Origin of the sequence: Candidatus Fonsibacter ubiquis (assembly GCF_002688585.1) — a bacterium.
Lineage (GTDB): Bacteria > Pseudomonadota > Alphaproteobacteria > Pelagibacterales > Pelagibacteraceae > Fontibacterium > Fontibacterium commune.
In genome coordinates this window covers 823344-849374 of the sequence record NZ_CP024034.1, presented here as the reverse complement: position 1 = coordinate 849374, position 26031 = coordinate 823344, and the positions used below count along the sequence as shown (strand labels likewise).

At 26.9% G+C, this 26031-nt stretch carries 30 protein-coding genes and 1 tRNA gene; 15 read left to right on the top strand and 16 right to left on the bottom strand.

Annotation, left to right across the window (positions count from 1 at the left end; all coding sequences use genetic code 11):
- Positions 1 to 125: 125 nt before the first annotated feature.
- From coxB to thrC, 7 genes are all read left to right on the top strand, one after another.
- On the top strand, positions 126 to 917 hold the full coding sequence (gene coxB / locus CR143_RS04630; RefSeq protein ID WP_204524594.1) for a cytochrome c oxidase subunit II: 792 nt from the start codon (positions 126 to 128) through the stop codon (positions 915 to 917).
- A complete protein-coding gene (gene ctaD, locus CR143_RS04625; RefSeq protein ID WP_099340663.1) occupies positions 918 to 2516 on the top strand; it encodes a cytochrome c oxidase subunit I in 1599 nt (532 codons plus the stop codon).
- A gap of 8 nt (positions 2517 to 2524) precedes the next feature.
- On the top strand, positions 2525 to 3442 hold the full coding sequence (locus tag CR143_RS04620) for a heme o synthase (RefSeq protein ID WP_099340662.1): 918 nt from the start codon (positions 2525 to 2527) through the stop codon (positions 3440 to 3442).
- Between the two features lie 97 nt (positions 3443 to 3539).
- The gene (locus CR143_RS04615) at positions 3540 to 4088 is read left to right on the top strand and encodes a cytochrome c oxidase assembly protein (protein ID WP_099340661.1); all 549 of its coding nucleotides are present in this window, start codon (positions 3540 to 3542) and stop codon (positions 4086 to 4088) included.
- Positions 4088 to 4882 carry a cytochrome c oxidase subunit 3 gene (locus CR143_RS04610; protein ID WP_099340660.1) on the top strand — a complete coding sequence of 265 codons (795 nt, stop codon included), beginning with the start codon at positions 4088 to 4090 and terminating at the stop codon, positions 4880 to 4882. Before CR143_RS04615 ends, CR143_RS04610 begins: the two co-directional genes overlap by 1 nt.
- A gap of 9 nt (positions 4883 to 4891) precedes the next feature.
- Positions 4892 to 5545, top strand: coding sequence for an SURF1 family protein (locus tag CR143_RS04605; protein WP_099340659.1), 654 nt, complete (start codon positions 4892 to 4894; stop codon positions 5543 to 5545).
- Positions 5542 to 6942: a threonine synthase gene (thrC, locus tag CR143_RS04600; RefSeq protein ID WP_099340658.1), complete on the top strand. Its 1401-nt coding sequence runs from the start codon at positions 5542 to 5544 to the stop codon at positions 6940 to 6942. Before CR143_RS04605 ends, thrC begins: the two co-directional genes overlap by 4 nt.
- On the opposite strand, the gene rnhA is transcribed toward thrC, so the two are convergent.
- The 3 genes from rnhA to ispH are packed head-to-tail and all read right to left on the bottom strand — an operon-like array spanning position 6926 to position 9269.
- The gene (rnhA, locus tag CR143_RS04595; protein ID WP_099340657.1) at positions 6926 to 7360 is read right to left on the bottom strand and encodes a ribonuclease HI; all 435 of its coding nucleotides are present in this window, start codon (positions 7358 to 7360) and stop codon (positions 6926 to 6928) included. The two genes, thrC and rnhA, sit on opposite strands and share 17 nt — an antisense overlap.
- Positions 7360 to 8319 carry a homoserine kinase gene (locus CR143_RS04590; RefSeq protein ID WP_099340656.1) on the bottom strand — a complete coding sequence of 320 codons (960 nt, stop codon included), beginning with the start codon at positions 8317 to 8319 and terminating at the stop codon, positions 7360 to 7362. The genes rnhA and CR143_RS04590 overlap by 1 nt, the downstream gene beginning before the upstream one ends.
- Entirely contained in the window at positions 8319 to 9269 is a 951-nt protein-coding gene (gene ispH / locus CR143_RS04585) for a 4-hydroxy-3-methylbut-2-enyl diphosphate reductase (RefSeq protein ID WP_099341010.1), read from the bottom strand. The genes CR143_RS04590 and ispH overlap by 1 nt, the downstream gene beginning before the upstream one ends.
- A gap of 147 nt (positions 9270 to 9416) precedes the next feature.
- Between ispH and CR143_RS04580 the strand changes: the two genes are divergently transcribed.
- Complete coding sequence (locus CR143_RS04580; RefSeq protein WP_099340655.1) at positions 9417 to 9656, top strand: CDGSH iron-sulfur domain-containing protein; 240 nt, start codon at positions 9417 to 9419, stop codon at positions 9654 to 9656.
- Here CR143_RS04580 and CR143_RS04575 read toward each other — a convergent pair.
- The 8 genes from CR143_RS04575 to CR143_RS04540 are packed head-to-tail and all read right to left on the bottom strand — an operon-like array spanning position 9653 to position 15716.
- Positions 9653 to 10150: a F0F1 ATP synthase subunit B family protein gene (locus CR143_RS04575; protein WP_099340654.1), complete on the bottom strand. Its 498-nt coding sequence runs from the start codon at positions 10148 to 10150 to the stop codon at positions 9653 to 9655. The genes CR143_RS04580 and CR143_RS04575 overlap by 4 nt on opposite strands.
- The gene (locus CR143_RS04570; RefSeq protein WP_204524593.1) at positions 10143 to 10718 is read right to left on the bottom strand and encodes a F0F1 ATP synthase subunit B; all 576 of its coding nucleotides are present in this window, start codon (positions 10716 to 10718) and stop codon (positions 10143 to 10145) included. The genes CR143_RS04575 and CR143_RS04570 overlap by 8 nt, the downstream gene beginning before the upstream one ends.
- Positions 10719 to 10748: 30 nt before the next feature.
- The gene (locus CR143_RS04565; protein ID WP_017943645.1) at positions 10749 to 10976 is read right to left on the bottom strand and encodes a F0F1 ATP synthase subunit C; all 228 of its coding nucleotides are present in this window, start codon (positions 10974 to 10976) and stop codon (positions 10749 to 10751) included.
- Between the two features lie 26 nt (positions 10977 to 11002).
- On the bottom strand, positions 11003 to 11737 hold the full coding sequence (locus CR143_RS04560) for a F0F1 ATP synthase subunit A (protein WP_099340652.1): 735 nt from the start codon (positions 11735 to 11737) through the stop codon (positions 11003 to 11005).
- Positions 11738 to 11741: 4 nt separating this feature from the next.
- Positions 11742 to 12014, bottom strand: a complete 273-nt coding sequence (locus CR143_RS04555; RefSeq protein WP_099340651.1) for an AtpZ/AtpI family protein — start codon at positions 12012 to 12014, stop codon at positions 11742 to 11744.
- 6 nt (positions 12015 to 12020) lie between these two features.
- Positions 12021 to 14663, bottom strand: coding sequence for a chromosome segregation SMC family protein (locus tag CR143_RS04550; RefSeq protein WP_099340650.1), 2643 nt, complete (start codon positions 14661 to 14663; stop codon positions 12021 to 12023).
- Positions 14660 to 15265, bottom strand: coding sequence for a thioredoxin domain-containing protein (locus CR143_RS04545; protein WP_099340649.1), 606 nt, complete (start codon positions 15263 to 15265; stop codon positions 14660 to 14662). The genes CR143_RS04550 and CR143_RS04545 overlap by 4 nt, the downstream gene beginning before the upstream one ends.
- A 7-nt stretch (positions 15266 to 15272) precedes the next feature.
- Positions 15273 to 15716, bottom strand: a complete 444-nt coding sequence (locus CR143_RS04540; RefSeq protein ID WP_099340648.1) for a DciA family protein — start codon at positions 15714 to 15716, stop codon at positions 15273 to 15275.
- Between CR143_RS04540 and CR143_RS04535 the strand changes: the two genes are divergently transcribed.
- Positions 15715 to 16761 carry an A/G-specific adenine glycosylase gene (locus CR143_RS04535; RefSeq protein ID WP_099340647.1) on the top strand — a complete coding sequence of 349 codons (1047 nt, stop codon included), beginning with the start codon at positions 15715 to 15717 and terminating at the stop codon, positions 16759 to 16761. The two genes, CR143_RS04540 and CR143_RS04535, sit on opposite strands and share 2 nt — an antisense overlap.
- Positions 16754 to 17953 (top strand): FAD-dependent monooxygenase, encoded by a 1200-nt coding sequence (locus CR143_RS04530; protein ID WP_099340646.1) that lies wholly within the window; start codon positions 16754 to 16756, stop codon positions 17951 to 17953. Before CR143_RS04535 ends, CR143_RS04530 begins: the two co-directional genes overlap by 8 nt.
- Here CR143_RS04530 and CR143_RS04525 read toward each other — a convergent pair.
- From CR143_RS04525 to CR143_RS04515, 3 genes are all read right to left on the bottom strand, one after another.
- Positions 17937 to 19007 carry a site-specific DNA-methyltransferase gene (locus CR143_RS04525; protein WP_099340645.1) on the bottom strand — a complete coding sequence of 357 codons (1071 nt, stop codon included), beginning with the start codon at positions 19005 to 19007 and terminating at the stop codon, positions 17937 to 17939. The two genes, CR143_RS04530 and CR143_RS04525, sit on opposite strands and share 17 nt — an antisense overlap.
- A 76-nt stretch (positions 19008 to 19083) precedes the next feature.
- Entirely contained in the window at positions 19084 to 19674 is a 591-nt protein-coding gene (locus tag CR143_RS04520; RefSeq protein WP_099340644.1) for a ribonuclease HII, read from the bottom strand.
- The gene (locus tag CR143_RS04515) at positions 19674 to 20336 is read right to left on the bottom strand and encodes a uracil-DNA glycosylase (RefSeq protein WP_099340643.1); all 663 of its coding nucleotides are present in this window, start codon (positions 20334 to 20336) and stop codon (positions 19674 to 19676) included. Before CR143_RS04515 ends, CR143_RS04520 begins: the two co-directional genes overlap by 1 nt.
- Positions 20337 to 20339: 3 nt before the next feature.
- Between CR143_RS04515 and CR143_RS04510 the strand changes: the two genes are divergently transcribed.
- The 5 genes from CR143_RS04510 to CR143_RS04490 all read left to right on the top strand — a co-directional run bounded on the left by CR143_RS04510 (position 20340) and on the right by CR143_RS04490 (position 24696).
- Positions 20340 to 22061 (top strand): tetratricopeptide repeat protein, encoded by a 1722-nt coding sequence (locus CR143_RS04510; RefSeq protein ID WP_099340642.1) that lies wholly within the window; start codon positions 20340 to 20342, stop codon positions 22059 to 22061.
- Positions 22039 to 22914, top strand: coding sequence for a 4-(cytidine 5'-diphospho)-2-C-methyl-D-erythritol kinase (locus CR143_RS04505; protein WP_099340641.1), 876 nt, complete (start codon positions 22039 to 22041; stop codon positions 22912 to 22914). Before CR143_RS04510 ends, CR143_RS04505 begins: the two co-directional genes overlap by 23 nt.
- A 21-nt stretch (positions 22915 to 22935) precedes the next feature.
- Positions 22936 to 23009, top strand: a tRNA-Gln gene (locus CR143_RS04500).
- A gap of 17 nt (positions 23010 to 23026) precedes the next feature.
- The gene (locus CR143_RS04495) at positions 23027 to 23497 is read left to right on the top strand and encodes a GNAT family N-acetyltransferase (protein WP_157780310.1); all 471 of its coding nucleotides are present in this window, start codon (positions 23027 to 23029) and stop codon (positions 23495 to 23497) included.
- 8 nt (positions 23498 to 23505) lie between these two features.
- Positions 23506 to 24696, top strand: a complete 1191-nt coding sequence (locus tag CR143_RS04490; protein WP_099340639.1) for a tRNA nucleotidyltransferase/poly(A) polymerase family protein — start codon at positions 23506 to 23508, stop codon at positions 24694 to 24696.
- A gap of 7 nt (positions 24697 to 24703) precedes the next feature.
- Here CR143_RS04490 and greA read toward each other — a convergent pair whose 3' ends face one another.
- Together greA and hemF are read right to left on the bottom strand one after the other, a co-directional pair.
- Positions 24704 to 25180: a transcription elongation factor GreA gene (greA, locus tag CR143_RS04485; RefSeq protein WP_099340638.1), complete on the bottom strand. Its 477-nt coding sequence runs from the start codon at positions 25178 to 25180 to the stop codon at positions 24704 to 24706.
- Between the two features lie 8 nt (positions 25181 to 25188).
- The gene (gene hemF, locus CR143_RS04480) at positions 25189 to 26031 is read right to left on the bottom strand and encodes an oxygen-dependent coproporphyrinogen oxidase (RefSeq protein WP_099341009.1); all 843 of its coding nucleotides are present in this window, start codon (positions 26029 to 26031) and stop codon (positions 25189 to 25191) included.

The window sequence follows — 26031 nt, the reverse complement described above, 5'->3', positions numbered from 1 at the left end:
TTAGATAAATTGTCGCAAATTTTTTGTATATATTTGTGTTATTAATATAGCTAAATAACTATATTTACATAGCATATCTTTTATTGATGATAAAAAAATTAATTTATAAGTTTTTTGTTTTTTTTATGTTTTTTAGTTCAGCAAGCTCTTCCTTTGCCAGCGTTAATTGGCAAATGGGTTTTAACGAGTCAGTAACCACTGTTATGAACGATATCGTTCATCTTCATGATCGTATATTGCTGCCAATAATAGTTGCAATATCAGTTTTTGTACTTTTTTTATTACTCTACTCTATTTTTAAATTTAGAGCTTCAAAAAATCCAATACCTTCAAAAACTTCTCACAATACTTTTATAGAAGTTATGTGGACAGTTATCCCTTGTTTAATTTTAATAGTGATTGCAATTCCATCATTCAGATTATTGTATAAACAAGATATTATACCTAAAGCCGATGTAACTATTAAAGCTATAGGCTACCAATGGTATTGGGGATATGAATACCCAGACCAAAATATTGCATTTGATGCGAACATGATTGAGACAAAAAATTTAAAACCCAATCAACCAAGACTTCTTGAAACTGACAACCATGTAGTTGTTCCGGTTAATAAAGTCGTTAAAGTTTTAATAACCGCAAATGATGTATTGCATGCTTGGGCAGTTCCATCCTTTGGGGTTAAAAGAGATGCCGTTCCGGGAAGAATTAATGAAACTTGGTTTAAAGCTGAAAAAGAAGGAGTGTATTATGGTCAATGTTCAGAGTTATGTGGATCTAGACATGCATTCATGCCAATCACTGTAAGAGTGGTTTCTGACAAACAATATACTGAATGGTTAAAAGAAGCTAAAATTAAGTTTGCAAAATATCCTGAGAATAATCTTGTTGTGAAAAATTTAATTAAGGAAAAAAAATAAATGGCTAATTCAAGTTCTGAACATTCCCATTATCCTGGTTTTTGGACTAGATGGTTGTTTTCAACAAATCATAAAGACATAGGAACTTTATATTTAATTTTTGCAATTATAGCAGGAATTATTGGTACAGCTTTTTCAGTTCTAATGAGAATGGAACTTATGTATCCGGGCGATGGAATTCTAAGAGGTGACTATCACCTTTATAATGTTTTAGTAACAGGACACGGTTTAATCATGGTTTTCTTTATGGTGATGCCTGCAATGATTGGAGGATTTGGAAATTGGTTTGTTCCTTTAATGATTGGTGCTCCAGACATGGCTTTTCCTAGAATGAACAACGTTTCTTTCTGGTTATTACCTGCCGCATTCATTTTATTAATTGCATCTATTTTTGTTGAAGGTCCGCCAGGCGGATCAGGTGTTGGTGGCGGTTGGACGATCTACCCTCCGTTATCATCAAAGGCTGGACAACCTGGTCCTGCGATGGATCTTGCAATATTAAGTTTGCACCTTGCGGGAGCATCCTCAATTCTTGGAGCTATAAATTTCATTACAACTATTTTCAATATGAGAGCACCAGGAATGACAATGCATAAAATGCCTTTATTTGCTTGGTCTATTCTTGTAACTGCTTTTTTACTATTGTTATCTTTGCCAGTGCTTGCAGGTGCAATTACAATGTTATTAACGGATAGAAATTTTGGCACTGCTTTCTTTGAACCTAAGGGCGGAGGAGATCCGGTTTTATTTCAGCATTTATTTTGGTTTTTTGGACACCCAGAAGTTTACATTATGATCTTACCAGGATTTGGAATGGTAAGTCACATCATCTCAACTTTTTCAAAAAAGCCGATTTTTGGTTATTTAGGAATGGCTTATGCGATGGTATCTATTGGCGTTGTAGGTTTCGTGGTTTGGGCTCATCACATGTACACCGTTGGAATGGGCGTTGATACGAAGGCTTACTTTGTTTTTGCAACCATGATTATTGCCGTTCCTACAGGCATCAAAGTCTTCTCATGGATAGCTACCATGTGGGGAGGGTCCATTACTATGAAAACCCCGATGCTTTGGGCGGTAGGTTTTATATTTTTATTTACTGTGGGTGGAGTTACCGGAGTAGTTTTAGCAAACGCGGGAGTAGATACAGCTTTTCATGACACATATTATGTCGTTGCTCATTTTCATTACGTGCTTTCTCTTGGAGCCGTATTTTCAATATTTGCAGGATTTTATTATTGGTTTGGAAAAATGTCAGGATATGAATATTCAGAACTTTTAGGAAAAATTCATTTTTGGTTAACGTTTATAGGAGTTAATTTAATTTTCTTTCCTCAGCATTTTTTAGGATTAGCAGGAATGCCAAGAAGATATGCAGATTACCCAGATGCTTATGCAGGCTGGAATTATATTTCTTCTGTAGGCTCGTACATTTCAGCTTTTGGAGTATTAGTATTTTTAGTTTTAGTAGCCCATGCATTTATAAGAGGAAAACGAGTAGCTGATAATCAATGGGGTGAAGGAGCAACAACGCTAGAATGGACTTTGAGTTCGCCACCACCATTCCATCAGTTCAATGAACTTCCGAAAATTAAGTAATTAAACAAATGTACAAAACAGCTTCTATCAACTATCACAAAAGTAAAAATATTTTACTAGTTAAAAATTTTTACAATTTAATGAAGCCAAGAGTCATGTCTCTTGTAGTATTTACTGCTCTCGTTGGTTTAGTTATTTCAAAAAACCAAATTGATTTTGTAAGTTCTGTCTTAGCTTTATTTTTTGTTGCAGCTGGAGCCGGCGCAGCTGGAGCATTAAATATGTGGTATGACTCAGAAATAGACGCAATAATGTCACGAACATGTTTAAGGCCAATTCCTCTTGGTAAAATTTCAAATAACCAAGCATTGTATTTTGGAATTTTTTTAACTTTAGTATCTGTTATCGGCTTATATTTTGTTTCAAATATTTTATCTGCTTCAATCTTAGCTCTAACTATCGGCTTTTATATTTTTGTTTATACAATTTGGTTAAAAAGAAGAAGCGTTCAAAATATTGTGATAGGTGGGGCAGCAGGAGCATTCCCCCCGGTTATCGGTTGGACTATTTCAAATAATAGTTTGTCAATCGAACCTATAGTTTTATTTTTAATTATATTTTTTTGGACACCATCTCATTTTTGGTCTTTGTCTCTTTATAAATCGGATGACTATAAAAAAGCTGATATTCCAATGCTTCCAGTTGTATCCGGAGTAGAGTTTACAAAGAAAAATATTTTTATTTATGCATTAATATTATTTCCGATCACAATACTTCCATTTTATTTTAATTTTGCCGGTTTGATTTATTTAATTCCAGCCTTGATTTTAGGACTAACTTATATTTTTTTAACTTATCAATTATTAAAAGCTAAAAATAAGATAAATGAAGAGAAATACTCAAAAAAAATATTTGCATTTTCTATTCTATACTTATTTTTAATTTTCAGTTTATTATTAATTGAAAGTTTTTTTAAAATTTTTTAATGAAAAAAAATTATATTACTGCTGTTATATTAATATTACTAGTAATCTTCTTTTTTGTTTTTTCAGTTTATAACATGGGAATTTATACTAGACCTTTATGAGTGAAAAAGTTAAAAATAATATAAACCCGATTTATTTAGTTCTTATATTTTTTATAATGCTTGGTCTCTCTTATGCTTCAGTTCCTCTTTATGAATTATTTTGTAAGGTCACTGGATTTGGAGGTACTCCAAAGACTTCTAAACAAGCTCCAAATGTTGTTATTGATCATAATATCGTTACTCGTTTTGATACTAATGTATCTAAGGGTTTGTTTTGGGAGTTTAAAGCAGAAAAAAATAAAGAAAATATTAAGGTAGGACAAGTTTCTACGATTAAATTTACTGTTAAAAATTTAGGCAATGAAACTTCGACTGCAGTTTCCACTTTTAATGTTGTGCCAGATAGTGCTGGTAAGTATTTTAATAAAATTAGTTGTTTCTGTTTTGAACAACAAACTTTAAAACCAAAAGAATCGATGGATTTTGTTATGGCATATTTTATTGATCCCAAAATAGTTGAAGATTTATCCTCAAAAGAAATCAAAGATATCACTTTGTCTTATACTTTTTTTGATGTAGCTAATTATAAAAAGGTAAATAACTAATGTCAGACACTCATAAAAAAGGTCACGATTATCATTTGGTGGACCCAAGTGTTTGGCCCATAGCAATATCTTTTTCAGCTTTAGTTTTAGCAATTGGTGCCGTTTATTTTATGCACTCGAAATCTTTGTGGTTACTTCTTATTGGATTGGCTCTAACACTTTATTGTATGTTTATGTGGTTTAGGGATGTGGTCATTGAGGGTGAACATAAAGGCGATCATACTCCGGTGGTTCAAATCGGTCTCAGGTACGGCATGACACTCTTTATAATTTCAGAGGTAATGTTTTTTGTTGCTTGGTTTTGGGCTTATTTTGATTCCAGTCTATTTCCCGATGCAGTGATAGGTGGTGTTTGGCCGCCAAAAGATATTAAGACCTTAGACCCTTGGCATATACCATTAATTAATACTTTAATATTACTTTTATCAGGAACCACAGTAACTTGGGCGCATCACTCTTTACTAGAGAATGATAGAAAAGGACTATTGAATGGATTGTTGTTAACTGTAATTTTAGGACTTATTTTTACTTCTTTTCAGGCTTATGAATATTTTGTTGCTGACTTTAAATTAAGTTCTGGAATTTACGGTGCAACTTTTTATATGGCGACGGGATTTCATGGCTTTCACGTGCTTGTAGGCACAATATTCCTAGCAGTTTGTTATTTTAGGGCAAAAGCTGGACATTATAAACCTGATCATCATTTCGGATTTGAAGCTGCAGCTTGGTATTGGCACTTTGTTGATGTGGTTTGGCTATTTTTATTTGCCTCAATATATATTTGGGGAAGCTAATAGTTACTTTTGTTTAAAATTAAATCTTTAGATATTTTTTTTATATTTTTCGTATTAGTAATTTTTTTATTGGGAACTTGGCAAATTTTAAGATTAAATTCAAAAAAAAATTTAATTTCTCAATTAGAAGTAAATTTAAAAAAAAATTCTACATCTTTTAATAAAGATATAAATAAAGAGTATACCAAAGTTAAATTTAAAAAAAATAAATCAAATCCCGCAATTTTTTTATATCAACTTAAAAAAGGGGAGATAGGTTTTAAAGTTATCGTACCCTATGATATTGATAATTCCTCTGTAGTTTTGATAGACAAAGGCTGGGTTAGAAAAAAAAATATTAATTTAATTAAAAATACTTCATTTAAGGATGATCTTATTGAAGGATACACAAAAAAAATAACACCAGTAAATTTATTCACACCAAAAAACAGTTTTACCGAGGACTTTGTTTATTCAATCGATATTGAATATTTAAAAAAAACCTTAAATAAGGATATTTATCCTTTATTAATTATTCAAACCTCCCCAAATAACAAAGATATTATTTCTAACGATTATGAAATTCATATAACAAATAATCATTTGCAATATGCTATAACTTGGTATGGCTTGGCCTTATTTACTATAATTTTTTTTTTATATTATAAGAGAAGATCGCAATGAAATATATTAGTACAAGAGATAATAAAAAAACTTATAATTTTATTGATACTTTTTTAAATGGCCTTGCTCATGATGGTGGATTGTATATTCCCAGGGTAATTCCTAGATTATCAAATGATACTCTAAAAAAATTTTCTAAATTAAATTATAGTAATTTAGCCTATGAAATTATCAAAATTTATACAGATAATACTTTTTCAAAAAAAGAGTTAAAAAAAATCATAAAAAACTCTTATAAAAAATTTGATAGCAAAAATGTGGTAAAATTTTCTAGAGTAAAAAAATTTAATTTAATAGAACTATATCATGGACCTACATTAGCTTTTAAGGATATTGCTATGCAAGTTATAGGTAATATGTACGAAACCATTCTTTCAAAAAATAGAAAAAAAATTAATCTTGTAACTGCAACATCAGGAGATACTGGGGCCGCAGCTATAGATGCTGTAAAAAATAAAAAAAATTTAAGAATTTTTGTTTTACATCCTAAAGGCAAAGTTTCTGTAACTCAGAGAAAAATTATGACTACAGTTAATTCTAAAAATGTTTTTAATATTGCTGTTAAAGGGTCATTTGATGATTGTCAGAGATTAGTTAAATCAATGTTTAATGACCGCAGCTTTAGGCAATCTATTAATATGTCAGGAGTTAATTCTATAAATTGGGCGAGAATTGTCGTTCAAATAGTTTATTATTTTTATTCGCACTTCCAATTATCTAAAAAAAATAAGAAAAGTGTTTTCTCAGTGCCGACAGGAAACTTTGGCGACATCTACGCTGGTTATATTGCTTACAAGATGGGACTGCCTATATCCAAATTAATTATCGCAACAAATGAAAACGACCTTTTGCATAAATTTTTAATGAATGGAATTTATAAGCCCTCAAAAGTAAGATTTAGTATTTCCCCAAGCATGGATATACAAGTTGCAAGTAATTTTGAAAGACTAATTTCTTCTTATTATAATAATAATTCAAAAAAAATATCTAAATTAATGATGGAACTTAATAGTAAGGGTTTTTATAAAGTTGATAAAAATATTTTAAAAAATATTAAAAATATTTTTTATTCAAATTCTATAAATGCAAAAAATACGAAAAAAACTATTAAATCAGTATACGAATATAATAACAAAATATTAGATCCTCATTCCTCAGTTGGATTAAAGGCTTTAGAGAACTACTACTTAAATAATGATAAAAAATCAGAAAACTTATTTTGTTTAGAAACTGCCCATCCTGCAAAATTTGGAGAAACTGTTTATAAAATATTAAGAAAAAATCCTAAACTACCGATTGAGATAAGTAAAAATATTAAAAAAAAAGAATTTTATAAAGTAATGCCGAACAATTTAGCTAAAATTAAAAATTATATTTTAACTAATCGTTTGCACTAGCGGCTTTCCTTGCAAGTATATCAACTTTATTATTGTATTCGTTAATCGAATGAGCCTTAACCCATTCCCAGGAAATTTGCTTTTTATTAATAAGGCTGTCTAATTTTGTCCAAAGATCTTTATTTTTAACATCTTTTTTATTTGCATTTTTCCAATTATTATTTTTCCAATTATTTATCCATTTTTCAATACCGTCTTTAAGATATTTAGAGTCAGTGTAGATTTTAATTTTTTCATTTTCCTTAGTTTTTAACAAAGCATTAATAGCTGCAGTTAATTCCATTCTATTATTTGTGGAGTTTTTTTCAGAACCAAATATTATTTCCTCTTGATTATTCTTAATAATTACAGCCGCCCATCCTCCTTTACCAGGATTACCAAGACAAGAACCATCTGTGTAAACTATTGTCTCGGTCATTAAATAAAATATTCGTTAAAATTTTTAATAGATGAATGAAACTCAATTTTTTTAAAATATTCAAATGGATCTTTAATTTTAACATCTGCTTTATTATCAGTATTATAAAAATCATATAGTCTTGTTAAAAAAAATCTCATAGCAGCCCCCATACATAGAATAGGTAAATATTTTTTTTCATCATTACTTAATATTCTTATTGATGAATAACCATCTATAAGATTTTTAGCTTTAGTCATATTAAAGGTAGAATTGTTATCAAAGCAAATAGAGTTAAAGCAAATTGCAATCTCATATGCAAAAAAATCATTACAAGCGAAATAAAAATCTATTATCCCAGAAACTTTATTAGTAGTAAAAAATATATTGTCTGGGAATAAGTCTGCATGAATGATTCCTTGTGGCAAATTTTTAGGCCAATTGTTTTCTAAAAAAGATAAGTAATCTTTAGTTTTTTTTATAGTAGTTTCATCTAAATCTATTTTTTCTTTTATAGTTTTTTCAAAAATACTTTTCCAATTTTCAATAGATAAATTATTTTTTCTACTAAGTTTAAGTTGTTTAGTTAATTCATGTAATTGAGCGGCAATTTTACCAATTTGAAAGCAGTCTTCGCTAGTTATCTTATTCTTTGATTTTCCACTTAAAAAAGTTACTAGAGCTGCATTTTTATTTTTAATTTTATTAATTTTTTCATTATTTTTATTAGCAATAGGTTTTGGGCAAGGAAATCTTTTTTCGGATAAAATAGATAGTAGTTTTATGAAGAATGGTAAATCATTTTCAGCAACTCTTTTTTCATAAATAGTAAGAATATAGTCCTGCTCTGATGTTCTAATAAAATAATTAGTATTTTCTACTCCTTCGGTTATTCCTTTGTAGTCTTTAAAATTATAAATATTGTATTGTTGTAAGAAATTTGAAATTTCTTGTGGCTCTAATTTAGTATAAACGGCCATTATTTTATTAGCATTGTAGGAAGTTTGAAGGAAACTTTTTCAACCGAAGTAATTACTTCTTCAACTCTAATATTTATAATACTTTTTATTTCTTTAATTAAATTTTCAACTAATATTTCAGGAGCTGAAGCACCTGATGTGACACCTATATTGTTTGAATTTTTAATTTTTTCAATTGGTAATTTTTGATCTGAGTGCATTAAAATACTTTCTTTACAGCCAAATTTTTTTGCAACTTCTACTAATCTTTGTGAATTAGAAGAGCTTCTACTCCCAATGATTAGAAATAAATCACATTTTTTTGCAATTTTTTTAACAGCCTCTTGTCGATTTGTAGTTGCGTAGCAAATATCACTTTTTATTGGCTCTTTTATTGAAGGATATTTTTTTTTTAATACTGATATGATTTCTAAAGTATCATCCAATGAAAGTGTAGTTTGGGTGATATAGGCAAATTTATTATTGTTAATTTTAGGAGAATAATTTTCTACATCTTTCTTATTTTCAACTAGTGAAATAAATTTTTCATCTATTTGTCCCATAGTCCCAATTACCTCTGGATGATTTCTATGGCCTATGAAAATAATGTTAAACTCTTCTTTAGCTAATGCTTCTGCTTCTCTATGAACCTTAGTCACTAATGGACAAGTAGCATCTATATAAATAATGTTATTTAATTTTGCCTCATCAATTACTTTTTTAGGAACTCCGTGCGCTGAGAATATCACAGGTCTAGATTTATTTTTAATTTCAGAAAGTTCATCAATAAATATAGCTCCCTGTGATCTTAGATTTTCAACGACAAATTTATTATGAACTATTTCATGTCTTACATAAACCGGGGAACCAAATTTATTAATTGTTTTTTTTACTATTTCAACCGCTCTATCTACGCCAGCGCAAAATCCTCTTGGACTTGCTAGAAAGACATTTACAATTTTTTGTTCCATAGGAATTTTAAAGTATTGTTTTATATTATATGAGGAGGCTCTTGTAGAGCCCAAACAATAAATAAATAGCTTCTAAAGATTAATATTTAACAACTGTAGTCTTTTGCAAATTAAAATAAGTTAAGATACAATTCATCAATATCCAATATGCAAGAAAAAAATACTAAAGTTAATAATCCGCTTAAAGTTCACTTACAAAAAGGAAAAGATTATTTTTGGTGCGTTTGCGGATTGTCTAAAGACAAAACTTTCTGTGACGGTTCTCACAAAAGTACAAATCTGGCGCCCCTGAAATTTTCAGTACAAGAAGATAAATATTATTTTTTATGCGGTTGCAAAAAAACTAATAAAAGGCCCTTTTGCGATGGGACACATTCAAAAAGTTAAGAAGCTTTAGTATTAGTCAAATTAATAAAAATCTTTTCTAAATTTTTTTGGTTAATTACTTTCATTTTTTCATCGTTTGCAGAGTTTGATATTATTTTTTTTACTGTTTCTAGAGCAATTTTATTGGAAATATTCTGTATATCCTTAATTGCTTTTACTTTCATCTGATCTAATTTTTGTTCTAATGATTTTTTTTTATTAAGAATTAATTGCTCAAATTTATTCTCTGACTCTTGAATAAAAATTTCAGTTTCTTTTTTTTCACTATTTAAAATTTGACTTCTCTCCATGTGAGCATCCTCTATTTTTTTTTTATATTTTTTGAGTAATTGCTCACTTTCGTTTTTTAAATTTTTTGCATTATCTATTTCTGATTTAATTTCATTAATTTTATTATCTAGTAAATTATTAATTACTTGAGGTATTTTTTTATAAACAATTATTAAACAAAAAATTACAAAGGATATAGCTACCCAAAATGTGGCATCAAACATATTGTGATTTCTTTTCTTTGTTAGATATTTCCATAATTACTTCATTAAGACTGCTATTATTTGGAGCTGTTCCAGTAATTTTTTCAATTAATTCTTTAGAAAAATCGCCAGCTATGCTTTGAATATTTTCTAATGCTTTTTTCTTAAAATTATTTACTTCCTCTTCAGTTTTTAGTGTTTCAGAATTTAAAAAGTTTTCAAATTCTTTCCTTTTTATAGAAATTTTATCATTTAAATCACTTTTAAGTTTTGCAGATATTTTTTTTGACTCAATTTTGGCTTCAGTAATTATTAGATTGTATTCATCTTCTAATTTTTGGATTTGATTTTTACAAACCTCTGCCTCTTCTAATAATGATTTAATAAAATTAGTTCTTGTATCAATTAATGCAAATAATTTAGGACTAAAAAATTTTTGAATTAAAAAATATAGCAATGCAAAAACTATTGTAAGCCATACAATTTGGGATAACCAAAACTTGGTATTAAGTTGTGGCATACCTTCCTTAGCAAATGCTATTTCGTGTAAAAATAGCAAAAAGACTATAGTGCCTAAATTTATTTTCACGATTGCTTATTATTAATTTAATTTTAATAATTAAAATGCAAAAAGTATTAAAAGTGCAATAACTAAAGCAAATAAACCTATAGCTTCTGTAAGAGCAAATCCCAATAATAAAGTCGGAAATTGCTTTTGTGCCGCTGAAGGATTTCTAATCGCTGCAGATAAATAATTACCAAATATTGTACCCATCCCAACGCCTACTCCAGCCAAAGCTATTGCCGCTAATCCAGCTCCTATCATTTTTGCTGCCGCTAGTTCCATTTTTTTTCTCCTTTTTTGTTAGTTGTTTAATGATGCATATTTAAAGCATCATTTAAGTAAATACACGATAAAACTGCAAAAACATAAGCTTGTAAAAAAGCAACTAATATTTCTAAAGCTGTTAAAGCAACAGAAAAACTTAAGGGTAACCAACCCCCAACAATACCTAGACTTACAACAAATCCCCCAAAAACTTTAAGCATTGTGTGTCCAGCAAGCATATTTGCAAACAAACGAACTGATAGACTTACAGGTCTACTTAAAAAGGATATAATTTCAATTGCAACTATTATGGGAAATAAAAAAATAGGTACTCCTGATGGGGCAAATATTTTTAAAAAACCAACTCCATTTTTTATAAAGCCAATAATTGTTACTCCAACAAATATTACAATCGCAAGAAAAAATGTGATAATTATTTGACTTGTAACCGTGAAGGCGTACGGCAAGAGACCAACCATATTTAGAGTTAGAATAAATAAGAAAATAGTTAAGATAAATGGAAAATAAGGTCTAGCATTTGGACCGGCTGTTTCATTAATCATTTTAGAGATAAAATTGAATACTAATTCATTAAGTAATTGAATCTTACTAGGAACTATATTTACTTTTCTAGTTCCAACTATAAAAAAAATTATAATTAATATTGAACTAATTAGCATAAAAAGACTTGAGTTTGTGAATGAAAGATCTGTTCCGTTCAAAGATAGGTGCGGGCCTATTCTATGAACTTCAAACTGTTGCATTGGATTAGTTGCCATAAATTTAGCCTTTATTAATCATTTTTGCAGATCGCACAACATTAAATATTCCCGCCGCAACACCAACTATAAATAGAATTATTATGAAAATTGGCTTAGTTCCTAACCATTTATCTAAGTAATAACCAATAAAAGTTGCGACAAAAACTGCCGCCACAAGTTCGGTGCTTATCCTAAGAGTGAGTCCTACTGTATTGTTATTATTTTTAGATAAATTAACTTTGCTTTTATTTTTAGTTAATTCAATTTTTTTTTTAAGATTGTCAAATTCTGACATCTATTTTTAAGCTACCATCTCTTCGGCTTTTTCAAGATCAACAGCAACTAATTGACTAACACCTCTCTCAGCCATTGTTACTCCATACAATCTATTCATTCTAGACATTGTCAAAGCATGGTGGGTGATAACTATGAATTTTGTTTCGGTAATTTTAGTTAGCTCCTCTATTAACGAACAGAATCTTGTAACGTTTGCATCATCCAAAGGAGCATCTACCTCATCCAAAATACAGATAGGAGCAGGGTTAATTAAGAATACAGCAAATATTAAAGCCATAGCAGTTAAGGCTTGCTCACCACCTGACAATAAAGTTATTGATTGTAATTTTTTCCCAGGCGGACTAACTAAAAGTTCTAAACCAGCTTCTAAAGGGTCGTCAGATTCTATTAATTCAAGTCTAGCATTTCCACCTCCAAATAATTTCGTATACACATCATTAAATTTGCGACCAACTTTATCATAGGCATCAATGAGTTTTTCTCTTCCTTTTTGATTTAATTCGTTAATACTAGACTTTAATTTTAATATTCCAGCCATAAGATCTTTTCTATCTTCCATCATTTTGTTTATTTGATTTTCAAGATTTTTAGTTTCATCATCTGCTCTTAAATTTACCGCACCCATATTATCTCTCTCATCTTTAAGATTTTTTAGTAAAGTTTCAATTTCTTCAATATTTGTTTTTTCAATAGATAATTTGTCTTCTTCGTTTAAAAGATCGTCGATTGAACATTTAAAATCTTCCTTAACTTTATTTTCTAATTCATTAATTTTTAACTTATGGTTATCAATAAGAGTTTCAAAACGTACTTTTTTCTCACGTGCTTCAAGAACCTTTTCGGTAATAGTTGTTAATACTTTATTAATTTCTGTGATTTTATTTTCTGCAATTTCAATTTCTGAATTGATTTTTGATCTAGCCTCTTCGGTATTTTTGATATTTTCTTGATAAAATCCTTTTTGTTCTCCAATTTCACTTGGTTTTATTTGAATTTTTACTAATTCTTTCTCTAAAATTTTTAGTCTGGATAAAAGATTTTCTGACTTTGTTTTTGAGTTTTGTTCTAAATTACGCCAGTTATCTATTTCGGTATCAATACTTTTAATTCTTTCTTTTCTTTTTATAGAGTCATTTTTTAATGTTTCGTATTTACTTAAAAATATTGCATATTTTTCCTGTAAAGCTTTAAGTAAAAAAGTCTTCTCAGTAAATTCATTCTTCGCCTCTTCTTTATTAAAAGATAATAATTGTTCATTATCTTTTCTGATAACATCTTGTAAATTTTCAATTTTTCTGGAATTTTCATTAAATGCATTTAGTATACTTCTTAAATTTTCTTTAATATTATTAGGCCTAATATTTTCAAAATTATTTATAGTGTCATTTAATATTTTAGATTGATCTTCATTAAAATTTTTGAAATATTTTAGGTAATTATTAATTTCTTCTTTTGTTTCTAAATTTCTAATATTTGCAAATATTTTTTCCGAAAGTGTTTCTAGTGCTTTTTGTTCATTATTTAATTCATCTGAAATTTTTTTAAAATCATCGTTAGTTTTGTCTTCAATCTGGCTATAAGTTTTTTCAAATTCTAGTATTCCAGTTTTTTCTTCAGTTAATCGTTTGATATTAGAATTTGCATTATTGATATTAATATTCTCACTTTGTAGATCATCATTAGTATTTTTTAAATCAACTCTAAGTTTTTCTGCTTCTTCTTTAGTTCTTTGCTCTTGTTTGAATAAATCCTCATACTCTAAATTTAGTCTTTGTAGTTTACTTGTTATTTCTGCGAAATCGTTTCTTAGGGGCTTAATTCTTTTATTTTCATTGTCTAATAGTTCAGTACTATAATTTTTTTCAATTGTTACGGCACTAATGTCATCATCAATTTCATTTAATCCTTCCTGACTTTCTTTTAGTTCTTTATTAATTTCTTGAATTTTTAGAAAAGTCAGCAATGCTTCATTTTTTTTAATATCATTAGATATTGTTTTGTATCTAGAAGCTTCTTCTGCTTGTTTTAATAAATTTTTTAACTGAAGTTCGATTTGTTTCATTATATCGTCTGCTTTTTTAAGATTATTTTCAGCTGCGGTTAATCTTAACTCAGCCTCGTGTCTTCTAGCGTGCAGTCCTCCAATGCCAGCCGCTTCCTCAAGTATAGCTCGTCTATCTGTTGGCTTAGCAGTAATTAATGAACCGACTTTTCCTTGACTTACCATTGACGGCGAATGAGCTCCAGTAGAAAGGTCTGCAAATAATATTTGCACGTCTCTTGCTCTAACTTCTTTTCCATTAATGAAGTAACTTGATCCTTTATCCTTTTCTATTCTTCTCCTAACTTCTATTTCAGGGGTATCTCTGAATTGAGAAATATTTTCATTATTTTCTAAAAGAATATTAACTTCAGCAATATTTTTAGAGGGACGGTTTGACGTTCCTGAGAAGATTACATCTTCCATTCCACTGCCTCTAAGACTTTTTGCGGAAGTTTCGCCCATACACCATCTTAATGCCTCTACAATATTTGATTTTCCGCAGCCGTTTGGCCCAACAATTCCTGTCAGCCCGTTTTCAATTAATAAATGAGTTTTGTCAGCAAATGATTTAAAACCAACTATTTCTAGTTTTTTAAATTTCATTTCAATTTTTTTGATATTTCTTTTGATAAATTTTCAAAAGTAGCATTTCCTTCAAATTTTTTTTCATTAATGACAATTGTAGGAGTAGAGTTAATAGAGTATTTTTTTTGACCATCAATTCTATCATTTAATATTTTATCCTCCAGTTTTTGATCTTGCAAACAGCTTGAAAGTTTTTCATTAGATAAATTAAATTTATTAGCGATTAAAAATAATTTTTTATTAATCTCTTGTATCTTATCTCCAGCGGACCAGTTATTTTGATTTTTATAAATTTCATCAATTAACAAGATACTCGATTCTTTTGTTGAGCATCTAACAATTTTTGATGCATTTAACGCAGCTATATCAAGAGGAAAGTCCATAAAGATAATCTTTACTAGATCTTTTTTAACATATTCCTCCACTAATTTTGGATAGGTATTTTTATGAAAGTTAGCACAATGAGGACATGTAAATGAACTGTAAATTTTAATTTCTACTTTTGCATTTTTATTTCCAATAAATATTTCATCTTTATTTTGTCCATAAGACAAAGAACTAATTATTAAAAAACAAAAAAATACTAAAATTTTCGTTACATAATTTTTAATTGTAATCATAATGAATTTATTTATTAAGTTTGAGAAATATTTCTTTTAAATTTTTATTTTTAATTTCATTAATTTTTTTTAAAATATTATCACTTAGTGTAAATCTTTTTTTTATTTTAAAAGACGTATCTATAGAGTTAATTTGTATTTTATGAATTGCATTAAATCCAAGATAGCCATTAATTTTCTCAATAATTTGATCTCTGGAATATTCAATCTCTATCATTACATTTTTATTAACATTTATTGAGAGAATATTTTCATTATTAATCTTTTTAATTTTTACAGGAGAGACATCTTTAAACATTTTTTCTCCAACAATATTTTTCCAATTTTTAATTATTTCAAAATATACAAAGCCATCTTTTTTAAGTATTTTTTTAACATTTTCTGATAATAAACTTTGCAAAGGCCTTAAACCCTGAGCAAATGCTTTATTTGAAGATTTATCTAGCACCATGAAAAATGTATTATCAAATAAAATTCTTGCTTGGTACGATAATCATAAAAGAGATTTGCCATGGCGAAGTTATCAAGGTTTTCAAGATAAAATTTACAAAGTTTTAGTCAGCGAGTTTATGCTTCAACAAACTCAAGTTAAAACAGTGATTCCTTTTTTTACAAATTTTATAGAAGTCTTTCCAAATTTTAAAAAATTATCAAAAGCAAAATTAGAAAAGGTGTATAAACTTTGGCAAGGTCTTGGATATTATTCTAGAGCAAAAAATTTACTTAAAACAGCAAAGATAGTTCAATCTAAATATAATGGAAGATTGCCCGCTGATTTTGAAATTTTAAAGAGTTTTCCTGGTATTGGCGACTATACTGCATCAGCTATAATGGCTATAGCTTTTAATAAAGATTATATTGGCATAGATGGAAATGTAGAAAGATTTATAGCTAGATTATTTGGTTATAAAAATAATAAAAAAAAATTTAAAAATAGTATTTTATTAAAATTAAAGGAGATTAAATCAAAAAAAAACTTCTCTTTATTTGCCCAAGCATTAATGGAGATTGGAGCTTTAATATGTACACCGCAAAACCCAAGATGTAGTATTTGCCCTGCAAACAAAAATTGTATTTCCTTTAAAAAAAAAGATTTTAATTACAAAATTCTAAAAAAAAAAGTTAATATTAAAAGATACTATTTATTATATGCTAAACAAAAAAATAAAATTTTATTTTTAAAAAGTAAAAAAAAATTATTACAAGATTTTGTGAACCTTCCGTTAATTGAATACAAAAAAAATTTATTTAATATAGATTTTAAAAAGAATTATTTTTTTTTTGAAGGAAAACCAAAAATAATGAACAGGGATTTTGTTCATAATATTTCTAATATTAAAATGTTAATTAAAATTGTTTTTTTTAAAAGAATCTCAAAAATAAATGATAATCAATTTTACTGGATACATTTCAAAAAAATAGATAATTTTTTATTATCAAATTTTTCAAAAAAATTTATAAAATTAGTTAGAACGGAAAATATCAAATATGTTTAAAAAAATTATTATTGTTGGTGGAGGCATTGCTGGATTAACTTTAGCTAATTTTCTTAAAAAAAATAATTTTAATAATTTTAGAATATATGAAAGTTTTGAAAAAAAGCTAACAAGACCTACAGGAATACAATTAACTCCAAATGCAGTGAGAATTTTAGATTTTTTGGATTCTAGATTTTTTTTAAATAATAATTTTCATAAAATTAATTATTTAAGTATTAACTCACTAAATTCCAGATATTTTAATAGCAAATCAGAAGTAAGAATTAATCTTCAAAATATTGTTAGTGATAAAATGCCCTATCTAACTTGTGACAGAAATATTTTAATTAAGTTTTTAGAAAAAAATTTATCTTCAAAAGAAATTTTTTATAATAAACAAGTTGTGCAAACTATTAAGGATCATAATATTATTAGAGTAAAATTTAATGATGGATCAGAAGATTATTGTGATCTACTAGTTTCAGCAGACGGAATGTTTTCAAGATCCAGGTTAGATAGTAATATTATTTCAAAAACAAATTTTTATGCTTACAGAGGAGTGCTAAAGAATTTTTATTCAAAATATTCCTTAGAGAATGATGTTATTCGTCTGTGGTTAAACGATAATAAACATTTAGTGTCTTATTTTATTAATAATCAGAATGACCTAAGCTTTACAGGAATTAGTAAATCGTCAGAAAAAACAATATTAGCAAGTGGCGAAACTAATTATTCAATTCCATTTCCAGTGGATCAATTTAGAACTTTATTTTCGTCAAAAAATAAAATTTTAAGAGAAATGCTAGATACACTTCATGAAGTATACCGCTGGCCAATATTTTCTTTAAAAAAAAGAGTTTTTTACAGAGATAATCAAATTTTCATAGGAGACTCTTCTCATGGCACAGTCCCGTTTCAAGCGCAGGGTGCAGCATTAGCAATAGAAGACTCCTATGTTTTATATGAGCAAATTAATAAGAATATTACTAGTAATCTTGGAGTATTTTACTTTAATAAGCGAAATAACAGAGTTAGACGAATAATTCTTAGATCGCATTTAAATGTTTTTTTATTTCATCTAAAAAATCCGTTTTTTGTTTTTCTAAGAGGGATTGTTTTCAAATTAATAGGAAAGTCTTTTTTTGCAAAAAAACTTATGTTTGGGTGGATCTTTAATTATAATCCAAGAAGTTCTAGTTATTTTTTCTGATTTTCTCTCTTAAATGATCAAGGGGATATAGTTTATTTTCCATTTTTATATGCCAAAAAGACCAGCCATTACAGCTTTCGGTTCCTTGGGCTTTAGCACCAACGCTATGAATAGATCCTGTAATATCTTTATATAGAATACTGCCATCCGCCATTACATGTGCTTGAATTTTATTTTTAGCATCAACTAATTTTAATCCAGGTTCTATTACTCCGCTTTCTATTAAATACCCAAATGGTATTCTTTTTTCGTTTCTTTTATTTTCTATAGTTTTTAGAAAATTGTCATCAATTTTTTTTATTTTTTTTATTCTAGTTTCAGCAGTTTGAAAATATTGTTTATTACTTTCTATTCCATAGTAATTTCGTCCTAGTTTCTTAGCAACAGCACCCGTTGTTCCCGTTCCAAAAAAAGGGTCTAATATGAAATCGTCTTTTTTAGTCGATGATAGGATAACTCTGTACAATAAACTTTCTGGTTTTTGAGTTGAGTGAATTTTATCTCCTTCATTATTTTTAATTCTTTCGTTCCCAGTACAAAGAGCCAATTCCCAATCTGATCTCATTTGTTTGTCATCGTTAAAACACTTTAATGATTTGTAGTTAAAGGTATATTTTGATTTTTTACTTTTAGCAGCCCATATTAATGTTTCATGAGCGTTAGTAAATCTTGTTCCTTTAAAGTTAGGCATAGGATTTTTTTTATTCCATATTATGTCATTGAGAATCCAAAAATTTTTATCTTGTATTATTTTACCTAATCTAAAAATGTTATGATAAGTGCCAATTATCCATATTGTTCCATTAGGCTTTAAAATTCTTTTACATTCATTGATCCAAGAGTTAGAAAATTCATCATATTTTTTTAAATTATCAAATTTATCCCACTCATCATTTACAGCTTTAACTTTGGAATGATCAGGTCTTTCCAAACTATTTTGTAATTGAAGATTGTAAGGTGGGTCTGCAAAAATACAGTCGAAGGTTTCGCTAGGTATTTTCTTCAATTCTTTTATTGAGTCCCCAAGAACGATAGTATCTCTAATTATTGTCATACAACTAAGAAGAGAAAATAATCTTAGAAGAGTCCCTCAGTCAACTTTTGTCTTCATATTAATTGTGTCTTAATTTTTAGTTTATCAATAGGTTGTGTATTGGAGAAAAAGTCTTCCTATGATGTTCTGTTATACCAAATTCTTTAATTGCTTCTAAGTGTTTTTTAGTTCCGTAACCACAGTTTTTTTCCCAATTATAATTTGGAAATTTTATAGATAATTTTGCCATAAATAAATCTCTAGAAACTTTTGCTATTATAGATGCTGCTGCAATAGATATGCATTTTTGATCACCTTTAACAATTGTCTTAATATTTTTATTTTTATCCGGAGAAAAATTTCCATCAACAAGAATAATATGATCTTTAATATTAATTTTTTTTAAAGCTCGGTTCATTGCAAGTAAAGAAGATTGTAAAATATTAAATTTTTCAATTTCTTTAACAGAAGCGATGCCAATGCTGTATTCACATTTTTTTGTAAGTTCTTTAAATATCTTCATTCTTTGAAGTATACTGAGTTTTTTAGAGTCATTAATTTCTTTGGGAAAGTTATCTTGATCTAATCTGATAGCAGCAGCAAAAACGGGTCCAGCAAGACACCCTCTACCGACCTCGTCTACGCCGATTATGTTATTACCAAATTTTAGATCAAAAGAAAAATTCATTAATTATTAAATATTTCATTCCTAAATTTTTTAAGATCTTCCCATGATAATTTTTTATTTTCAGGTTTTTTTAATAATATTTCAGGGTCAAAAGTAGCAAATGTATTAATTTTATTATTATTAATAATAATTGAACCCCATTTTCCCCTGATATCTAATATTAATTGGTTGGAATTATTAAAAAAATTAGCGGCAGTTTCACCAAGAAATAAAATATATTTTGGTTGAATAATTTTTATATGTTTGATCAAAATATCTTTATAAAAATTATACTTACTTATTTTATCATTATGTTTTTCAAAATAAATATTTGATAAATAGTATTTTTCTTTCTCAAGGGATATTGAAGATAACATTTTGTTTAAGAGTTCACCTCTAGGTCCTGAAAAAATTTCTTGATTTTTAATATCCTCATCATTTGGACAATCGCCTAGTATCATAATCTTGGAATTTAGATTTCCTTTGTAAAAAAAACTATTAATTTTTTTTATGTTTAGTTGGACACCAATTTGTTTAAACAACTCAAAAATGTATTGTTCTTTATTAATTAATAATTGTTTCTTAGATTTTATTGCTGTATCAGAAAATAAATTAGTAATATTTAATATTGAATAGTATTCTAGGAGGTTTATAGTTTTGCTACTCAAATTTTTTTTATACATTATATGAATAAAAAGACTTATTTATTAATTATTTTATTGTTATTTATAGTAAATAATTCTGATTTGAATGCAAATATTTTAGATAATAAAAAAGAGTTAATAAAAAATTCAAATTATTTTTCTAATTATTTATCTGGCAACATATCATTACAAAAAAATGATTCTCAAAAAGCCTACAGTTTTTTTGGTAATATTGAAAATTTAGGTCATTATCATTCAGATTTTAATCTTAAGTACGTTGAAGCACTTGTTAATAATGGCAAGATTGAAGAAGCCTATATATTTATAAAAAAGTTAGATAAATCCTATCAATCATTATATCCGTATAATTTTATATTATTTGTTCATGATTTTAAAAAAGAGAGATATTCAAAATTAAAGAATTATATTTCTTTACCGAAGCAAAATCTAAGCGATCCGTTATTAATTGATTTATATCAGTTTCTTAATATATGGGCAGATTTACCTAATAAAAACACAAATGATATTAATGAAAAGATCAATCGATTAAATTCAAGTTTTAAAAATATTTCTCTAACACAAAAAATTTTAATAAATTTATATCTAGATAATCAAAAAAATATTGAATTGTACCATGATGAGATACTTAATAAAAAAGAACTAGGCAGATACAACTATTTTTATTTGTCTTATTATTTAGAAAAAAATAAAAAAGAAAAAATTAAAGAAATAATAGATCAAAACATTGAGATTGGGTCAGAAAATTTGCTATTTAAGCAGCTTTTTTTAGATGTCCGTGAAAATAAATTTCATAAAATAGATAGATTTTATAAAAGAAAAAATATTAACCATGGTTTAGCTGAATTATTTTATTTGTTTTCAAATTTTTATCAAAACTATGAACAAGTGCAAATTTCAAATTTTTATTTAAATTTAAGTGAATATTTGAACCCCAACTTTTTATCAAACAAAGTCCTTAAAATTGAAAATCTTATTTTGTTAAAAAATTTTGAAGAGTCAGAAAAGGAAATCCAAGTCATTGAACAATTAGGAAAAGAATTTTATTGGTATGCTAATTTTACAAGATTAAAATTTTTAACAAATACTAGCTCAGACAAGCAAATTAATTTACTTGAGAACTTTTTAAATAAAAATGATTTTTTTATGTCTGAAAAATATTTTGAACTCGCAAATTTTTTAAGAGGAAATAAAAATTATATAAAATCAATAGTATTATATGAAAAATCAATTGAACTACTAAATGCTAAAAAAAACAGTGATTGGAATTATTACTATAACTTGGCCATAAGCCAAGAGCGAGCGGGTGACTGGGATAATGCTGAAAAAAATTTTTATAAAGCTCTTAAAATTTCACCTAAGCAGGCTGAGGTTTTAAATTATTTGGCATATAGTTGGTTAGAAAAAAAAATTAATTTAGATCAAGCAAAAGAAATGTTAATTGAAGCCGTTAGTATTAGTAAAGGTCAGGGATATATTTTAGACTCATTAGGTTGGGCATATTTTTTATTAAAAGATTTTGATAAGGCTGAAGAACTTTTACAAATAGCTTATGAGAAAGAACCTTCTGAAGCAGTGATTTATGATCATTACGGAGATGTTCTTTGGACTAATGGAAAAGAGATACAAGCTAGATATGTTTGGCAAAATGCAATTAAGTTAAAAAATATTGAAAAAGATTTAAAAGAAGCCATTTATAATAAAATAATTTTTGGATTAGAAAATGTTTATAAAAACAAGTCTTAAAGCTTATGGTAAAATTAATTTATATTTAAAAGTAATTAAAAAATTAAAAAATAAGTATCATCAAATAGAAACATTATTTTGTTTTTTTGATATTTACGACGAAATTTTAATATCTTCTAGTAACACAAATAATCAGATAATTTTTACAGGCAAATTTTCAAAAGGAATAAGCGCCACTCATAATTCAGTATTAAAATTATTAAATATATTAAAAAAATATCCAAAATTTAATGCGCATAAATTTACAATAAAAATTATAAAAAATTTGCCACTAGGCTCTGGATTGGGAGGGGGGTCAGCGGATGCTTCTGCCTTACTTAATTTTTTTAATAAACGATTAAAATTAAATCTAAAAAAAAGAACAATTTCCTCAATATGTAATAAAATAGGAGCTGATGTAGAGCCATGTTTAAATACTAATTTTAAGCTTCTTTACGGAGCAAGTAATAAAATTTTTACATTTAATAAGAAGCCAAAACTTAATTTGTTACTAATTTACCCAAATTGTCTTAACCCTACGAAAAAAATTTACCTTTCCAATAAAATATTTTCAAAAAGTAATAATTATAAAATTTCACTATTAAAGAAGAATATTTTAAATTTAAATTATTTATTTAAATTCTTAAATTATGAAGGAAATGATTTAGAACAAAGTGCTTTTAAAAATAATAGTGTCATATTAAAATTACTAATTTCACTAAAGAAATTAAAAGGTTGTAAATTAGCAAGAATGACTGGCAGTGGATCAGCCTGCTTTGCTATTTTTCAAAATAACGCACAACTAGCTAAAGCTATTTTTGTTCTAAAAAAACATTATAAAAGTTATTGGATAAAGAAAGCAAAAATAATATAACCTTATCTCTAAAATAAATATTGGGGCTTAGCCAAGCGGTAAGGCAGCGGGTTTTGATCCCGCCATCCCAGGTTCGAATCCTGGAGCCCCAGCCAAGCCTTAAACAAATATAGTGATTAGAGAAGAAAAAAAATTAGATAACAAAAAAATTCTTTTACTTGAAGAAAATGTTTTGGGTCCAGGAAGATATGCCAGACCAAGTTTTAGATTAAGAGATGGCCTTATACCCAATATAAAGTATTCAAAAGTTTATTATAAAGGTAATAAAATAATAGGAAGTATTAGATATTTTAATTGCAAAATAAAAGACCAGAGTGGTTTGATGTTGGGACCTTTAATAGTTGACCAAATATATAAGGGAAGAGGAATAGGTCGAGAATTAATGAACAAAAGTATAAGTGATATTAATTCAAAAAATATTAATTTTATTATCCTAATTGGAGAATTAAATTATTATGGGCAATTTGGTTTTGAGATTAATAATAATATATATTTTGCAATAAATGTAAGAAAAGAAAAAATTTTATTTAAAAAATTATTGGAAAAAAATAATATAATCTCTGGCAAAATAGAATTATACTAATATTTTTAATGAAAAAAACATTTTTATTTTCAAAAGAAAATAAAAAAATAATTTCGATTTTAAACCCATCTAGTCAAAAAGTTCACACGCAGTTTGTCGGTGGCTGTGTAAGAAAAGCATTAGAAGGTGAACTTACAACAGATATTGATTTAGCCACTACTTATAAGCCACAAATAGTTAAAAAAATATTACTCAAAAATAAATATAAAGTTTTAGATTTAGCAATTAAATATGGGTCGATTACAGCTTTATCTAAAAATTATAAATATGAAATTACATCATTAAGAAAAGATATAAATTCTGATGGTAGACATACAGAAATAAAGCTTACTAAGAATTGGTTAGAAGATTCTTTGAGAAGAGATTTTACAATTAATGCAATTTATTGTGATAAATCTGGTAAAATCTTTGATCCTGTAAATGGATTAAAAGATTTAAAAAATAAAAAAATTAATTTTATTGGTAATCCAGAATCAAGAATTAAAGAGGATTATTTAAGAATTATAAGGTTTATAAGATTTTCACTAGTTTATAATTATAATATTAATGATCGAAATATTATAAAAATTATTAATAAAAATATTAAGTTTTTAAAATTAATTTCAAGAGAAAGATTATTTATAGAGTTAAAAAAAATTTTAGAGAATCAAAATTTTTTTAATATTATCAATAATAATTATTTTAAAAATATTATTCATAAAGTATACAAACTAAAATTTTTTAATAGATTAAATAAAGTTAAAGTCTTAAATAAAAAACTACGATTAAATCTTGGTTATATACAACTAATTTCAATATTATTAATTGGAAAAGATAAAACAATATCACATTTTTTGAGAGAATTTAAGTTATCTAATAAGGATAAACATTATCTAAATTTAATTTGTAAAGAATTTAAAATTCTAAAAAAAAAACCTTACAATTACCAAATTATTAAGCGACAAATATATTTTTATAAAAAAGATTTAGCTTTAGACTTTTTAAATTTTATTTTTTGTCTAAAAAAAGAGATGAACATAAATACTTTAAAAAAATATAGGAAATTTATCAAAAGATTTAAGGTTCCAAGATTTCCTATTACTGGAAATTTTTTAATGAAAAAGGGATTTAAACAAGGATTAGAACTTGGAAAAAAATTAGATTTTCTTAAAAATTATTGGATTAAAAATAACTTTAAATTAAACTTAAAAAATATTTAACTCGAGATTAGATATATTTAACTTCAATAATTTCATAGTTTTTTTCTCCCGCTGGAGTTTTGACAGAAACAAAGTCACCAGTATGTTTTGAGACTAGTTCTAAAGCAATTGGAGATTTATAGAACAATAGACCTTCCTTTGCATTTGCTTCATCTTTACCTACAATTTTGTACTTTTTTTTTTCATTAGTTTCCATATCTAGCAAAAAAATTGTTGCTCCAAATATTACTTTGTTATCATTTTTAATTTTTGTAACATCTACAATATTAGCTGTTGCAATTGTTGTTTCGATTTCTTGAATTCTTCTTTCATTGTGTCCTTGCTCCTCTTTTGCTGCATGATACTCAGCATTCTCCTTAAGATCACCATGAGCCCTTGCTTCAGAAATAGCATTGACAATTTTTGGTCTAATTACAGAAATTCTTTCTTGTAATTCAATTTTAATCTTTTCCAAGCCCTGAGGAGTAATTGGTTCTTTTTCCATTTATAATTTTACCATTTTGCAATTGGAGGAAGCGACATAAAAATAGCATTAATATTACCATTGGTATTTAAACCAAATTTTGTACCTCGATCATATAGCAAATTAAATTCAACATATCTTCCTCTTTTAATTAATTGCTTTTCTTTATCTTTATCATTCCATTTTAGAAACATTTTTTTTTGAATTATTCTAGAAGATATTTTTAAAAAAGTTATTCCAACATCTTTTGTATAATTAAAATCTTTAATCCAATTCTTGGAATTAAGATAATCGTAAAATATTCCGCCATCTCCTCTAGGTTCATTTCTATGAGGTAAATAAAAATATTGATCGCAATTTTTCTTATGTTGAGAGTAATAATTTTTATCATGAAGATTGCACATTTTTTTAATTTCTTGATGAAAATACTTTTTTTGTTTTAAGTCTTTAATTGAAGGCGTCATATCCATTCCACCACCAAACCAAGATTTTGAAGTAACTATAAATCTTGTATTAAAATGAAATGCAGGAACTTTTGGATTTTTCATGTGAGCTACAACAGATATTCCGGAGGCCCAAAAATTAGGATTATTTAAAGCGCCAGGAATTTTTTTCCTAAATTGTTTATGAAATTTTCCTGAGATTGTCGAAATATTAACTCCTACCTTTTCAAAAACAGATCCATTTTCAATTAATGCGAAAGTACCTCCGCCTTTTGAATTTCCTCCAGCTTTCCAGTTATTTTTTTTAAAAATTTTTTTTTTTTTAGATTTTAGGTACTCAATTTTTTCAAATTCTGCACAAATAGAATTTCTAAGATTTTTAAACCAATTTTCAGCTGCAATTTTTTTTTCTTCAAAATTTAAATTTAT

Excerpts from the sequence above, each read along its gene's own strand:
- greA (WP_099340638.1), bottom strand. The coding sequence starts at position 25,180 with ATGGAAAAAGAACCAATTACTCCTCAGGGCTTGGAAAAGATTAAAATT.
- CR143_RS04510 (WP_099340642.1), top strand. The coding sequence starts at position 20,340 with ATGAATAAAAAGACTTATTTATTAATTATTTTATTGTTATTTATAGTA.
- CR143_RS04545 (WP_099340649.1), bottom strand. The coding sequence starts at position 15,265 with ATGATTACAATTAAAAATTATGTAACGAAAATTTTAGTATTTTTTTGT.
- ctaD (WP_099340663.1), top strand. The coding sequence starts at position 918 with ATGGCTAATTCAAGTTCTGAACATTCCCATTATCCTGGTTTTTGGACT.
- CR143_RS04540 (WP_099340648.1), bottom strand. The coding sequence starts at position 15,716 with ATGGTGCTAGATAAATCTTCAAATAAAGCATTTGCTCAGGGTTTAAGG.
- CR143_RS04560 (WP_099340652.1), bottom strand. The coding sequence starts at position 11,737 with ATGGCAACTAATCCAATGCAACAGTTTGAAGTTCATAGAATAGGCCCG.
- ispH (WP_099341010.1), bottom strand. The coding sequence starts at position 9,269 with ATGGAACAAAAAATTGTAAATGTCTTTCTAGCAAGTCCAAGAGGATTT.
- CR143_RS04575 (WP_099340654.1), bottom strand. The coding sequence starts at position 10,150 with ATGTTTGATGCCACATTTTGGGTAGCTATATCCTTTGTAATTTTTTGT.
- CR143_RS04490 (WP_099340639.1), top strand. The coding sequence starts at position 23,506 with ATGAAAAAAACATTTTTATTTTCAAAAGAAAATAAAAAAATAATTTCG.
- CR143_RS04620 (WP_099340662.1), top strand. The coding sequence starts at position 2,525 with ATGTACAAAACAGCTTCTATCAACTATCACAAAAGTAAAAATATTTTA.
- CR143_RS04505 (WP_099340641.1), top strand. The coding sequence starts at position 22,039 with ATGTTTATAAAAACAAGTCTTAAAGCTTATGGTAAAATTAATTTATAT.
- CR143_RS04580 (WP_099340655.1), top strand. The coding sequence starts at position 9,417 with ATGCAAGAAAAAAATACTAAAGTTAATAATCCGCTTAAAGTTCACTTA.
- rnhA (WP_099340657.1), bottom strand. The coding sequence starts at position 7,360 with ATGACCGAGACAATAGTTTACACAGATGGTTCTTGTCTTGGTAATCCT.
- CR143_RS04530 (WP_099340646.1), top strand. The coding sequence starts at position 16,754 with ATGTTTAAAAAAATTATTATTGTTGGTGGAGGCATTGCTGGATTAACT.
- CR143_RS04555 (WP_099340651.1), bottom strand. The coding sequence starts at position 12,014 with ATGTCAGAATTTGACAATCTTAAAAAAAAAATTGAATTAACTAAAAAT.
- CR143_RS04550 (WP_099340650.1), bottom strand. The coding sequence starts at position 14,663 with ATGAAATTTAAAAAACTAGAAATAGTTGGTTTTAAATCATTTGCTGAC.
- CR143_RS04520 (WP_099340644.1), bottom strand. The coding sequence starts at position 19,674 with ATGAATTTTTCTTTTGATCTAAAATTTGGTAATAACATAATCGGCGTA.
- CR143_RS04515 (WP_099340643.1), bottom strand. The coding sequence starts at position 20,336 with ATGTATAAAAAAAATTTGAGTAGCAAAACTATAAACCTCCTAGAATAC.
- CR143_RS04525 (WP_099340645.1), bottom strand. The coding sequence starts at position 19,007 with ATGACAATAATTAGAGATACTATCGTTCTTGGGGACTCAATAAAAGAA.
- CR143_RS04565 (WP_017943645.1), bottom strand. The coding sequence starts at position 10,976 with ATGGAACTAGCGGCAGCAAAAATGATAGGAGCTGGATTAGCGGCAATA.
- coxB (WP_204524594.1), top strand. The coding sequence starts at position 126 with ATGTTTTTTAGTTCAGCAAGCTCTTCCTTTGCCAGCGTTAATTGGCAA.
- CR143_RS04610 (WP_099340660.1), top strand. The coding sequence starts at position 4,088 with ATGTCAGACACTCATAAAAAAGGTCACGATTATCATTTGGTGGACCCA.
- CR143_RS04615 (WP_099340661.1), top strand. The coding sequence starts at position 3,540 with ATGAGTGAAAAAGTTAAAAATAATATAAACCCGATTTATTTAGTTCTT.
- thrC (WP_099340658.1), top strand. The coding sequence starts at position 5,542 with ATGAAATATATTAGTACAAGAGATAATAAAAAAACTTATAATTTTATT.
- CR143_RS04590 (WP_099340656.1), bottom strand. The coding sequence starts at position 8,319 with ATGGCCGTTTATACTAAATTAGAGCCACAAGAAATTTCAAATTTCTTA.
- CR143_RS04535 (WP_099340647.1), top strand. The coding sequence starts at position 15,715 with ATGAAAAATGTATTATCAAATAAAATTCTTGCTTGGTACGATAATCAT.